This window comes from Citrobacter sp. CK199, assembly GCF_030333285.1.
GTDB lineage: Bacteria > Pseudomonadota > Gammaproteobacteria > Enterobacterales > Enterobacteriaceae > Citrobacter_B > Citrobacter_B koseri.
Genome location: NZ_JAOWGF010000021.1, coordinates 184,183 through 196,894, shown reverse-complemented (window position 1 = coordinate 196,894; position 12,712 = coordinate 184,183). Strand labels below are relative to the sequence as shown.

Here is a 12,712-nt window from a genome sequence, read left to right as displayed (position 1 = left end):
GCTATGGTTCGCCGTATAAACCAATCAAACGGCGAACCACGCCATTGGTCCAGCCAAACCCATCCTGCAACGGATATTCCCCGCCGCCCCCTTCACGCGGCGTGCCGCAGGCAATATGGTACTTTTCGATCAGTTTATGGTGCTGCTGGTAAAAAATATTGACGGTTTTTAACCAGTTGCGGGCAATTTCATCCCCCAGCATATCGTCGCCGTACAGCTTGAATCCCTGGATTGCCATCCACTGTAGCGGCGCCCAGCCGTTAGGCTTATCCCATTGCTCGCCGGTTTCATACTCCGTCGCCATGATCCCGCCAGGTGTCAGCAGACGGCTGCGAACGGCGTTAGCGAGGCGGTCTGCCTGTTCGTGAGTCGCCATGCCGACGTACAGCGGCACGATACTGGCGGCGGAAAAGAGCGCCATTTGCTCGCGCCGCCAGTCGTAATCCCGATAGCAGCCATTCTCGTCATCCCACAGATAGCGGTTTACGGCGGCGCGGCGATCGCTGGCTTTCTGGCGAAATGCCGCTTCGGTTTCACGGTCGCCTTTCAGGGCGGAAATGTTGGCAATCGCGCTCTCCAGTTTGTAGAGGAAAGCGTTCAGGTCGATGGGGATGAACTGGGTTGTGCGGATGCTGGCCAGCCGGCTTGCATCGCGCAGCCAGCGTGATGAGTAATCCCAACCGGAGGCCGCGCCAGCACGGAGATCCCGGTATACCTCATTAGCCGGGCGACCCGAATGTTTGGCGGTTTCCACATCCTCCAGCCACGATTCGTCGCGGGGGGTGTCGCGATCGTCCCAGTAGCGGTTGAGCAGGGAACCGTCCGGCATTCTGATGACATGGCGATAGGCCTGGTTGAGCACCAGAGATTCCGCGCCGTCCATCCAGAAGGCGTACTCCATTTTCAGATGATCCAGATAGCGCCGCGCCCCGCGCACGCCATCCTCTTCGAACAGTTCGACCATCAGCGCAAAGACCGGCGGCTGCGAGCGGCTCAAATAATATGTGCGGTTTCCGTTGGGGATGTGGCCGTAATTCTCAATCATCCACGCGAAGTTGTCTGCCATACATTTCAGCAGGTCTTCCCGGCCGCTTTCCGCCAGGCCCAGCATGGTGAAATAGGAGTCCCAGTAGTAGGTTTCGCTAAAACGTCCGCCCGGCACGATATAGGATTGCGGCAGCGCCAGCAGCGAGGACCAGGGAATGTGATCCTGCGGCTCACGCGTCAGCACTGGCCAGAGCTGATCAATATGCTCTTTCAGTGAATTTTCCGGGTTGGAGACATATTCGCTGGACCAGGTTTCCGGTAGCCAGAAGTGATTTTCAACAAAGCGCAGCAGGTCAAAGTCGCGGTGTCGTCTGACCTTACGGTAGCGGATCAGAATATCCAGCGGGTCCATTTTCGGCGCGCAGTCGGGGAAAGTTTTACTGTCGGCAAAAAGCCGGGATGATTGCACATGCTCGAACAGCTCAAGATAGCGATCGGCTGGGGTAAGGGCGTCGGAGGCGGGTAGCCCCTCAATCATCTCAGGTTCCGGTTCTGCCTCGATCATTTCATCCAGCTTTAACTCGCACGGGTCCGTTTCATAAAGCAGATCGATTTCGATCGTTAATTCGTCGGATGGGGCGGGGTGTAATTTCTGGTTGAGCATAATGAGAAGGACCTCCGGATTGCGTCGTAAATGATACGGGTGTTGCCCGGCTGTCTATTAAGCGTAGACATTCGCTTCGGTATATGAGGTGCAAACTGTGCGATAGATCACGCTTTGTTAATACGTGAAAAAGAGTCTTTAAATATAGATTACTGATAATAATATAAAAAATATGGAATAGCCGTAACAGGAAGATTTTCACTTTCAGAACATTCGATTGCAACGAGTTATGAATACCGACGCCGAAAGACCCTGCTTATAATAGGGAAAAGCTATCTTATCGATAGTTTATCCCCATGTAATTGCTTGATACTTATCAAAAACCCTTCGCCTGTATTTCCTATGATGGCTATGTCTAATAAAGACATACGCCTGATTTATGTTCATCTTCTGGGTCATAATATCTCACTATAGTGAGGGTAAAATAATGAAAATCATTACCCGTCTTACCGCGATAGCCATAGCAGGCATTGCGATTTGTTATTTAGGATTATCTGGTTACGTCTGGTATCACGATAATCAACGTAGTAAAGAAGCTGATGTGCAAGCCTCAACGCTGGAAGACAATAATAAAATCCTGGGTTTTTTGCGGGAAAAGGGATGCGATTATTGTCATACCCCCTCTGCTGAACTGCCTTTTTATTCCTCTTTTCCCGTTGCTAAGCAGTTGATGAATTATGACATTCAACTGGGCTATAAATCTTTCAACCTTGAAGCAGTACGCGCCGCGTTAGTCGCGGATAAACCCGTCACGCAAAGCGATCTGAATAAGATTGAATGGGTGATGCAGTACGAAACAATGCCGCCAACGCGCTATACCGCGCTGCACTGGGCCGGTAAGGTCAGTGATACGGAGCGGGAGGAGATTCTCGGCTGGATCGCTAAACAGCGCGAACGTTACTACGCCAGCGCGGATACGGCGGCGGCGCATCGTAATGAGCCGGTTCAGCCTGTCCCCGAAAAACTGCCGGTTGACGATCAAAAAGTCGCACTGGGTTTTACCCTCTACCACGATGCCCGTTTATCGGGTGACAGTACCATCTCCTGCGCGCATTGCCATGCGCTGAATGCGGGCGGCGTGGACGGCAGGAAAACCTCCATCGGCGTGGGCGGTGCGGTAGGGCCAATCAACGCGCCAACGGTGTTCAACTCGATCTTTAACGTTGAGCAATTCTGGGATGGTCGCGCGCCGACGTTGCAGGCGCAGGCTGGCGGGCCGCCGTTAAACCCGATTGAAATGGCCTCTAAATCCTGGGATGAAATCATTGGGAAACTCGATAAAGATCCGGTGCTAAAACAGCAGTTCACGGCGATATATCCGCAAGGCTTCAGCGGAGAAACGATTACGGATGCCATTGCCGAGTTTGAGAAGACGCTGATTACGCCAAATTCGCCTTTCGATAAGTGGTTACGAGGGGATGAAAATGCGCTGACGGCGCAGCAGAAACATGGCTATGAGCTGTTCAAAGAGAATAAATGCGCGACCTGTCACGGCGGTATTATTCTCGGTGGGCGTTCCTTCGAGCCGTTGGGTCTGAAGAAAGACTTTAATTTCGGCGAAATTACCGCTGCGGACATTGGACGTATGAACGTCACCAATGAAGTTCGCGATAAATTGCGTCAGAAAGTGCCCGGATTACGTAACGTTGCGCTGACCGCGCCGTATTTCCACCGGGGGGATGTGCCAACCCTCGACGGAGCGGTGAAACTGATGTTGCGTTATCAGGTGGGGAAAGAGATTCCGCAGAAAGACATTGATGATATCGTCGCGTTCCTGGAAAGCCTGAACGGGGTGTATACGCCGTATATGCAAGGAAAATAAAAGAATGCCGGATGACGGCTGAAGTTTTATCGGGTCTACGGAAAACCGCATGCGTAGACCCGATAAGCATAGCGCCATCGGGCATGGCGCCGGATGACCGCGTAAACGCCTTATCCGGCCGACAGGATCGTCACACCATCCGGCGCTTATCGACGATTAACGCATTGTCACGAACTCTTCCGCCGCCGTTGGGTGAATCGCCACGGTGTTGTCGAAGTCTTTCTTGGTGGCGCCCATTTTCAGCGCGACCGCGAAGCCCTGCAACATTTCATCCATCCCGAAGCCGATGCCGTGAATACCGACAATCTTCTCGTCTTCGCCGACGCACACCAGCTTCATGCGGCAGGGCTGACGGTGAGAGGTCACCGCAGTGTACATGGCTGTGAACGATGATTTGTACACTTTCACCTGGTCGTCGCCGTACTGTTCGCGCGCCTGTGGTTCGGTCAGGCCCACGGTGCCAATCGGCGGGTGGCTAAAGACCACGGTCGGAATATTGCTGTAGTCCAGATGCTCGTTCGGCTTGTTGTTGAACAAACGTTCGGAGAGACGACGACCCGCCGCCACGGCGACTGGTGTCAGCTCAACCGCACCGGTGTTATCGCCCACCGCATAAATACCTTCCACGCTGGTATTCTGGAATTTATCGACGACGATGTACCCTTTTTCGTTGGTTTTCACGCCGGTGGCGGCAAGGTTAACGTTGTCGGTTGCCGGTTCGCGGCCAATCGCCCAAATCAGGCAATCCACCGTTTCGCTGCGACCGTCTTCCAGTTGCAGGGTCAGGCTGCCGTCGGCGTTTTTCACCACCGCTTTCGGGATCGCGTGGGTGTGAAAGGTCGGGCCTTCTGTGTTCATCACTTCAACCAGCGTTTCGGTGATCATCGGGTCAAAGCTGCGCAGCGGCGCGTGTTTACGCACGAACAGGTGCGTTTGGGCGCCCAGGCCGTTAATCACACCAGCCAGTTCTACGGCGATGTAACCTGCGCCGACCACCGCAACGCGCTCCGGCAGCGCAGGCAGCGCAAAGAAACCGTCGGAGTCGATACCGTATTCCGTACCCGGAATGGACGGATGGCTCGGGCGACCGCCGGTGGCGATCAGGATGTGATCGGCGGTGATCGTTTCCCCATTCACTTCAAGGGTTCTGGCATCCACGAAGCGGGCGAAGCCTTTGATCACATCCACGTTATTTTTACCCAGCACGTTGTCGTACGAGGTGTGAATACGGTCGATATAGGCCGTGCGGCTGGCAATCAGCGTGTCCCAGTTGAACGCGTTGATGGTGGTGTCAAAGCCGTAGTCCGGGCCGTACATATGGATCGCTTCGCGAATCTGCGCGGCATGCCACATCACTTTTTTAGGGACGCAACCGACGTTGACGCAGGTGCCGCCCAGCTCTTTGGCTTCAATCAACGCACATTTCTGACCGTACATAGCGGCACGGTTAATCGAGGCAATGCCGCCGCTTCCGCCGCCGATCGCGATGTAATCATAGTGTTTGGTCATGACCGCTCCTTCATGTTCATTGTAGGGCGAATGAGCGCAATGCCATTCGCCAAAATATTCGCGATTGTATACCTGGAATTAAAAGGTTCCACCGATGTCTGTGATTACTCTGGCACGATCCAGCTGACGGAAGCGTGCCCGGTGCCCGCTGGAACCAGCTTGCTGTGCAGCCACGGCAGCACGTTGTTCATCTGCTGTTCCAGCTTCCACGGCGGGTTAATGACGATCATGCCAGAGGCGGTCATGCCGCGCTGGTCGCTGTCCGGGCGTACTGCCAGCTCAATTTGCAGGATTTTGCGGATTCCGGTGTCTTCCAGATCGTGAATCATGCGTTTAATTTGCTGGCGTAACACTACCGGATACCACAGCGCATAGGTGCCGGTGGCAAAGCGCTTATACCCTTCGCTGATGCCGCTGACGACCGCCTGATAATCGGTTTTCATTTCGTAAGGCGGGTCGATGAGGATCAGGCCGCGACGCGAAACCGGCGGCAGTTTGGACTTCAACTGCATATAGCCGTCGGCACGCTCCACGCGGGCGCGGCTGTCTTTTTGAAACTCAGAACGCAGCAGCGGAAAATCGCTTGAATGCAGCTCCGTCAGTTGCAGGCTGTCCTGCTCACGCAGCAGCTGGCGGGCGATGAGCGGGGAACCCGGGTAGTAACGCAGTTGCCCGTTACGGTTAAAGTGCTCTACCACGCCGATATAAGGCTCCAGCTCGGTCGGTAAATCGTCCTGCTGCCAGATGCGGGCGATCCCTTCCATATATTCACCGGTGCGTTCGGCGTGCTCGCCGCTCAGCTGATAACGGCCAGCGCCAGCGTGCGTGTCCAGATAAAGAAACGGTTTCTCTTTCTCTTTGAGCGACTCGATAATCAGGCTCTGAACAGTGTGTTTGAGGACGTCGGCGTGGTTGCCAGCGTGAAAGCTGTGGCGATAACTGAGCATGGGTAATTAAATTCCGCTGAAATAGACGATTTGTCACAGTTTACAGCAGAAAAGGGCAGATTACCCGTAGGCCGGTAAGCGCAGCGCTACCGGGTATTTTTCCGCTACGCTCGCCATTGAAATTCACTACACTTACCCCCATCTGAAACAAATATGCACAGCGCCGGATGCGCGCTTCATTCACCTCATTCAACAGGACAGCGCTTATGACCAATCCATTACTGACGCCTTTCTCGCTACCGCCGTTTTCCCAAATCCAGCCTGAGCATGTGGTGCCTGCCGTGACAAAGGCGCTGAATGACTGCCGTGAAAACGTGGAGCGGGTAGTGGCGCAGGGCGCGCCGTACACCTGGGAAAATCTCTGCCAGCCGCTGGCGGAAGTGGACGACGTGCTGGGGCGCATTTTCTCTCCGGTCAGCCACCTTAATTCTGTTAAAAACAGCCCGGAACTGCGCGAAGCCTATGAGCAGACGCTGCCGCTACTGTCTGAATACAGCACCTGGGTTGGTCAGCACGAGGGTCTGTACAATGCGTACCGCGACCTGCGCGATGGCGACCATTACGCGACCCTGAACCTCGCGCAGAAAAAAGCGGTTGATAACGCGCTGCGCGATTTTGAGCTTTCCGGTATTGGTCTGCCGAAGGAAAAACAGCAGCGCTATGGTGAAATCGCCACTCGCCTGTCCGAGCTGGGTAATCAGTACAGCAACAACGTGCTCGACGCCACGATGGGCTGGACGAAGTTAGTGACTGACGACGCGGAACTGGCGGGCATGCCGGAAAGCGCTCTGGCCGCCGCGAAAGCGCAGGCGGAAGCGAAAGAACAGGAAGGCTGGCTGCTGACGCTGGATATTCCAAGCTATCTGCCGGTGATGACCTACTGCGACAACCCGGCATTGCGTGAAGAGATGTACCGCGCCTATGTGACGCGCGCCTCCGATCAGGGGCCGAACGCGGGTAAATGGGACAACAGCCCGGTGATGGAAGAGATCCTCGCGCTGCGTCATGAACTGGCGCAGTTGCTGGGTTTCGACAGCTATGCCTTTAAATCGCTCGCCACCAAAATGGCGGAAAACCCGCAGCAGGTACTGGATTTCTTAACCGATCTGGCGAAACGCGCGCGTCCGCAGGGCGAGAAAGAGCTGGCGCAACTGCGCGCCTTCGCGAAAGCGACGTTCGGCGTCGATGAACTGCAACCGTGGGATATCGCGTACTACAGCGAGAAACAAAAGCAGCACCTTTACAGCATCAGCGATGAGCAACTGCGCCCGTACTTCCCGGAAAACAAAGCCGTGAACGGCCTGTTTGAAGTGGTACAACGCATTTACGGCATTACGGCCAGAGAGCGTAACGATGTGGATGTCTGGCATCCCGACGTGCGCTTCTTCGAGCTGTATGACGAAAACAACGAACTGCGTGGCAGTTTCTACCTCGATCTGTATGCGCGTGAGCACAAGCGTGGCGGGGCGTGGATGGATGACTGCGTCGGCCAGATGCGCAAAGCCGATGGCTCGCTGCAAAAACCGGTCGCCTACCTGACCTGTAACTTTAACCGTCCGGTTAACGGTAAACCGGCGCTGTTCACGCATGATGAAGTGATCACCCTGTTCCACGAGTTCGGCCACGGTCTGCACCACATGCTGACCCGCATCGAAACGGCGGGCGTTTCCGGCATCAGCGGCGTGCCGTGGGATGCGGTCGAACTGCCGAGCCAGTTTATGGAAAACTGGTGCTGGGAGCCGGACGCGCTGGCGTTTATCTCCGGTCACTACGAGACCGGCGAACCGCTGCCGAAGGAACTGCTGGATAAAATGCTGGCGGCGAAGAACTACCAGGCGGCGCTGTTTATTCTGCGTCAGCTGGAGTTTGGCCTGTTCGACTTCCGTCTGCATGCGGAATTTAACCCGGAACAAGGGGCGAAAATTCTGGAGACGCTTTCTGAGATCAAAAAACAGGTCGCCGTGGTGCCGGGGCCGTCATGGGGTCGCTTCCCGCACGCCTTCAGCCATATTTTCGCCGGGGGATATGCGGCAGGTTACTACAGCTATCTGTGGGCCGATGTACTGGCGGCGGATGCCTTCTCGCGCTTTGAGGAAGAAGGCATTTTCAACCGCGATACCGGGCAGTCGTTCCTCGACAACATCCTGACTCGCGGCGGTTCGGAAGAGCCGATGGAGCTGTTCAAGCGCTTCCGTGGTCGTGAACCGCAGCTGGACGCGATGCTGACGCACTACGGCATTAAAGGCTGATAGCGTACGTGAAGATCTGCTTAGTTGATGAAACAGGCGCCGGAGACGGCGCCTTATCTGTTCTTGCCGCCCGCTGGGGGTTAGAGCATGACGAAAACAACCCGATGGTGCTGGTGCTGACGACTGCGCATCTGGAGCTGCGTAAGCGCGATGAGCCGAAGCTTGGCGGCATCTTTGTCGATTTCGTCGGCGGGGCGATGGCCCATCGCCGCAAGTTCGGCGGCGGGCGCGGCGAAGCGGTCGCGAAAGCGGTCGGCATCAAAGGCGATTACCTGCCGGATGTGGTCGATGCGACGGCGGGACTGGGGCGCGATGCTTTTGTGCTGGCTTCCGTGGGGTGTCGAGTGCGCATGCTGGAGCGCAACCCGGTGGTCGCGGCGTTGCTGGATGACGGTCTGGCGCGCGGGTATGCCGACCCGGAAATCGGCCCGTGGTTGCAGGAGCGCTTGCAGTTGATCCATGCCTCCAGCCTGACGGTGCTGACGGATATCACGCCGCGCCCGCAGGTGGTTTATCTCGATCCGATGTTCCCGCATAAGCAGAAAAGCGCATTGGTGAAAAAAGAGATGCGGGTGTTTCAGTCGCTGGTCGGGCCGGATCTTGATGCCGATGGTTTGCTGGCGCCAGCGCGCCAGCTGGCGACCAAACGGGTCGTAGTGAAGCGCCCGGATTACGCGCCACCGTTAGCGGATGTCGCCACGCCGAACGCGGTTGTCACCAAAGGCCACCGGTTTGATATTTATGCCGGTACGGCGTTGGTGGAGTAACGAATTGCCCGATGGCGCTTCGCTTATCGGGCCTACGGTTCATGCAGGGTATGCCGCCATCCGGCAAGGCTGACTAAACAAACGGCGCCAGCGGATCGGCAATCTCAAACGCCACGGCTCTGTCGGCCTTCGGTGGATAGATCAGCTCGCTGACAATCGACAGCTTGAGTTTTTTCGCTTCCGCACGCGTCAGTTTTACCTGCTGATCCCAGCCTTCGGTGTAGACCGCGCCCCATGCGCCAAGATCCAGACAGGTGACATAGTTTTCCTGACGATACGGCAGAGGAGCGACCTCCAGCAGGTCAGCGGCTGCGTTATTCCCGGCAAACTTGCCCAGCAGAATCGCGTGCTGGCAGGTCATTAACGCATGATTGCCTTTGTCATCGGTTGCGGCGTACGCCACATCGCCAGTGGCATAAATGTCATCGTGACCCACCACCTGAAGCTGAGCGTTCACATGTAAACGCCCCTGACGGTCGCGCGGAGCGTCAATCTGCCCGGTCAGATCGTTCGCCTGAACGCCGACGGTCCAGATGACGGTTTGCGACGCGATGGTTTGCCCGTCTTTCAGCGTGATGCCCGTTGCGTCTACGCTTTCCACTTCCGTATTCACCAGCCACTCCACGCCCAGCTCTGCCGACGCTTCGATAATCACGTTGCGCAGTTCTTCGCTGTAGCGAGCGCCAGGCTGCGGGCCGCGTTCAACTACGACTACTCTGGTCTTAGCATCAGCGCCGAGAATATCACGCAAACGGCCAGGCAACTCCAGCGCCATCTCGATCCCGGTAAAGCCGCCGCCGCAAACAACAACGGTATTGCGCGCGGCGCTTTCTTCTTTGTTCGCCAGATCCTTCAGGTGCTGCTCCAGTACGGCGGCGCTTTCCAGTTGATCCAGATCGAACGCATGCGCATCTGCGCCCGTTACGAGTGAACGGTTAACGTGGCTGCCGCTTGCCAGAATCAAACGGTCGTAGCGATGCAAGTGCGTTTTGCCAGAGGCATCCGCCCAGCTCACCTCTTTTGAGTCGGGAAGGATCTGCGCAACCGTCCCGCGCAGGAAGTTGACGCCGGTTTCGTCGAACAGCGGTTGCAGGGGAGCGACCAGCGTCTGGACGGCATTTTCATAAAAGCGAGGGCGTACGCGAAGTTCGGGTTGTGGGGCGATAACGGTGATATCAATTGTGTCATTCTGGTGTTTATCTGCCAGACGGGCGGCGCTCAGCGCGGCCCACATCCCGGAAAAACCTGCACCAACGATCAGAATTTGTTTACGCATTTAGGTTGCACTCAATGTTAACGATGAAGTTATTTACTAGGATTTTATTAGTCGTAGTTAATGAATGCAATGTCATTTGTGCGATCCAGTGGAAAATGATCCAGATCTGTTGGTTATCATTATGATAAATAATGAATTAAATTTTAATTCCTAATGTGCTGTGGTTCTCTGTCTGGCAAGCGCCTGTCGAAAAAGCTACAATAACTCAGAATTATTTTGGCTGAGATAAGAGCATGGCATTCTACAGTTCCGGGGTTGAGTACGGCATCCATAGCCTGATGTGTATGGTGGACAGCAAAGGCGACGCCCGCGATATGAGCGTTCGCGAAATTGCTGACCTGCAAAGCGTGCCCTACGACTATCTGGCCAAGATTTTTACCCGTCTGTCGAAAGCGGGCCTGGTGCGCAGCATCGAAGGCAAAGGCGGTGGTTTTCAGCTCGCCAGGCCTGCCGAACACATCACGGTGCTGGATGTGGTCAACGCCATTGACGGTGACAAGCGCATCTTTGAATGCCGTGAAATTCGCCAGCGTCTGGCTGTTTTTGATGAGCAGCCTCCGGCGTGGGCCTGCGAAGGTATCTGCGGCGTGCGCTCGGTAATGGACATGGCGCAGCAGCGTATGGAAGAAGCGTTAGGGCAGCATACCATTCTCGATCTGGCGCGTAAGATGTACCGCAAAGCGCCAGAGACCTTTGTGGTTGAAGTGCAGGAATGGATTGACGCGCGTAAAGGGTAAATGCCCAGGCGCAGGCCGGATGCGGCTATGTCCGCATCCGGCGCTGACGCTTATTTACTGCTATCCGGTGTATTAATCATCCGGTTCAACCACGGCACCATAATCGCCATCACAACGGTGACCGCCAGTGTGACGAGGCCTATTTTGCTGAACACGCCGGTGTAGATGGGTAGCGTCTGGAGCGGGTCGGTGATGTTTTCCGGTACGGCGGTGAAGGTTGCGACATAGCCGCCCAGCAGAAAAGCCGCCGCCTGCGTCAGGAACCACATCCCGAGAATAAAGCCCATCAGGTGCTGAGGCACCAGCGCGGCAACCATCGCCAGCCCCAGGGCGCTAATCAGCAACTCACCCAGACTCTGGAACAGGTACACCAGCACGATAAACCACGGTGAAGTCAGCCCCTGCGCATCGGCGAACCACATGCCTGCGGCGGCGGCGGTCAAAAAGCCCAGCGAACAGAGGAACATGCCCAGCGTAAACTTCATCGGCATGGTCAGATCTTTGCCTTTGCTCCCCAGACGCGTGTAAATCGCCGCCAGTACCGGGCTGGCAACCACCACCCAGAACGGGTTCAGCGCCTGGAAGCTGACCGGGTTAATGGTAAAACCGAGAATATCGTGATGTACGTTATTGATTGCGAAGAAATTCAGCGATGTAGGCATCTGTGCGTACAGAATATAAAACAGCACCGCTTCAAGCATCAGGATAAAAGCGACGAACATTTTGTTGCGTCCGGTTTTATCCAGACGAAACGCTTCACGGAAGAAGAAAATGATGACCACAATCGACAGGACGATCAGCACCAGGTTGGCGATTTTTACGTTATGCATCAGCCAGGCGCAGAGGAAAATCATGGCGACGGTGCCGATCAGTACGGCGAGCAGATTACGGAAGCTCAGCGGCTTATGGTCTGGCTCTGAACCGATATCTTTCACCATGCCGCGACAGGCGAAGTAGACCAGCAGCGCGACAATCAGCCCGGCGCCGCACAGGTTATAGGTAACGGCATAGCCGAATTTGTCGGCGATGACCGGGGCGAGGGAGAGCGACAGCAGCGACCCGATGTTAATCGACATATAAAACAGGGTGAACGCGCCGTCCAGACGGGGGTCTTTGGGTAGGTAACACTTGGACAGCAGGCTCGCAGGGTTGGCTTTAAACAGCCCGTTACCGACGGCAATCGTCCCCAGCGCGATAAAAATCAGGTTCGGTTTCAGTAACGATAACCCGGTCATGAAGTAGCCGATCGCCAGGACAATCGCCCCCAGTACCAGGGTACGCTTAGTTCCCAGCAGGTGATCGCCAACGTAGCCGCCAATGGATATCAGGCCGTACACCAGTGCGGCAAATGCGCCAAAGGTGATAAATGCCTGTTCCTGAGAGAAGCCAAGCTGTTTAACAAAGAAAACCGCCAGGATGCCCTGGACGCCGTAATAGCCGAATCGCTCCCATAATTCTACAAAAAAGATCATGAAGAACGGACGGGGTTGCTGTAGCAAGCCCGTAGGTGCAGTTGTATTCATATTCCTTCGCCTTTCAATGCCATCCCGAAAAGTATGAACGCGTATGCCAAAACGCGCCGAAAAAGTCTGACTCTGTTATAGACTGCGGTCATTAACCGAATGAATAGATTATTATAGAGATAGTTTTCGATCTAATTAGTTGATCACACTAATTATGATTTGTGGTCTGGAATGTTGTACTGGAATGCGTTCGAGGGAAGGCATAAACAAAAACGCCCGCATTGGCGGGCG

9 protein-coding genes are annotated in these 12,712 nt (G+C 55.3%); 4 read left to right on the top strand and 5 right to left on the bottom strand.

Features of this window, described 5'->3' with window-relative positions; all coding sequences use genetic code 11:
* Window position 1: 1 nt before the first annotated feature.
* On the bottom strand, window positions 2-1,651 hold the full coding sequence (locus tag OGX75_RS02265) for an alpha,alpha-trehalase (RefSeq protein ID WP_012135642.1): 1,650 nt from the start codon (window positions 1,649-1,651) through the stop codon (window positions 2-4).
* A gap of 427 nt (window positions 1,652-2,078) precedes the next feature.
* On the opposite strand from OGX75_RS02265, the gene OGX75_RS02260 reads away from it, so the two are divergent.
* Window positions 2,079-3,473, top strand: a complete 1,395-nt coding sequence (locus tag OGX75_RS02260; RefSeq protein WP_071259278.1) for a cytochrome-c peroxidase — start codon at window positions 2,079-2,081, stop codon at window positions 3,471-3,473.
* Window positions 3,474-3,629: 156 nt separating this feature from the next.
* Here the strand turns inward: OGX75_RS02260 and gorA are convergent, their stop codons facing one another.
* Window positions 3,630-4,982 carry a glutathione-disulfide reductase gene (gene gorA / locus OGX75_RS02255; protein ID WP_286450990.1) on the bottom strand — a complete coding sequence of 451 codons (1,353 nt, stop codon included), beginning with the start codon at window positions 4,980-4,982 and terminating at the stop codon, window positions 3,630-3,632.
* Window positions 4,983-5,086: 104 nt separating this feature from the next.
* Entirely contained in the window at window positions 5,087-5,929 is an 843-nt protein-coding gene (locus OGX75_RS02250) for a 23S rRNA (adenine(2030)-N(6))-methyltransferase RlmJ (RefSeq protein WP_047460439.1), read from the bottom strand.
* A 206-nt stretch (window positions 5,930-6,135) separates the two neighbouring features.
* On the opposite strand from OGX75_RS02250, the gene prlC reads away from it, so the two are divergent.
* On the top strand, window positions 6,136-8,178 hold the full coding sequence (prlC, locus tag OGX75_RS02245; RefSeq protein WP_081353211.1) for an oligopeptidase A: 2,043 nt from the start codon (window positions 6,136-6,138) through the stop codon (window positions 8,176-8,178).
* A gap of 8 nt (window positions 8,179-8,186) precedes the next feature.
* A complete protein-coding gene (gene rsmJ / locus OGX75_RS02240; RefSeq protein WP_286450989.1) occupies window positions 8,187-8,945 on the top strand; it encodes a 16S rRNA (guanine(1516)-N(2))-methyltransferase RsmJ in 759 nt (252 codons plus the stop codon).
* 73 nt (window positions 8,946-9,018) lie between these two features.
* Here rsmJ and OGX75_RS02235 read toward each other — a convergent pair whose 3' ends face one another.
* Window positions 9,019-10,221: an NAD(P)/FAD-dependent oxidoreductase gene (locus tag OGX75_RS02235; RefSeq protein ID WP_071259286.1), complete on the bottom strand. Its 1,203-nt coding sequence runs from the start codon at window positions 10,219-10,221 to the stop codon at window positions 9,019-9,021.
* Window positions 10,222-10,454: 233 nt separating this feature from the next.
* Between OGX75_RS02235 and OGX75_RS02230 the strand changes: the two genes are divergently transcribed.
* A complete protein-coding gene (locus OGX75_RS02230) occupies window positions 10,455-10,958 on the top strand; it encodes an RrF2 family transcriptional regulator (RefSeq protein ID WP_012135633.1) in 504 nt (167 codons plus the stop codon).
* A gap of 50 nt (window positions 10,959-11,008) precedes the next feature.
* Here OGX75_RS02230 and dtpB read toward each other — a convergent pair whose 3' ends face one another.
* Complete coding sequence (gene dtpB, locus OGX75_RS02225) at window positions 11,009-12,481, bottom strand: dipeptide/tripeptide permease DtpB (RefSeq protein WP_047460450.1); 1,473 nt, start codon at window positions 12,479-12,481, stop codon at window positions 11,009-11,011.
* Window positions 12,482-12,712 lie beyond the last annotated feature (231 nt).

Excerpts from the sequence above, each read along its gene's own strand:
- OGX75_RS02265 (WP_012135642.1), bottom strand. The coding sequence starts at position 1,651 with ATGCTCAACCAGAAATTACACCCCGCCCCATCCGACGAATTAACGATC.
- OGX75_RS02260 (WP_071259278.1), top strand. The coding sequence starts at position 2,079 with ATGAAAATCATTACCCGTCTTACCGCGATAGCCATAGCAGGCATTGCG.
- gorA (WP_286450990.1), bottom strand. The coding sequence starts at position 4,982 with ATGACCAAACACTATGATTACATCGCGATCGGCGGCGGAAGCGGCGGC.
- OGX75_RS02250 (WP_047460439.1), bottom strand. The coding sequence starts at position 5,929 with ATGCTCAGTTATCGCCACAGCTTTCACGCTGGCAACCACGCCGACGTC.
- prlC (WP_081353211.1), top strand. The coding sequence starts at position 6,136 with ATGACCAATCCATTACTGACGCCTTTCTCGCTACCGCCGTTTTCCCAA.
- OGX75_RS02235 (WP_071259286.1), bottom strand. The coding sequence starts at position 10,221 with ATGCGTAAACAAATTCTGATCGTTGGTGCAGGTTTTTCCGGGATGTGG.
- OGX75_RS02230 (WP_012135633.1), top strand. The coding sequence starts at position 10,455 with ATGGCATTCTACAGTTCCGGGGTTGAGTACGGCATCCATAGCCTGATG.
- dtpB (WP_047460450.1), bottom strand. The coding sequence starts at position 12,481 with ATGAATACAACTGCACCTACGGGCTTGCTACAGCAACCCCGTCCGTTC.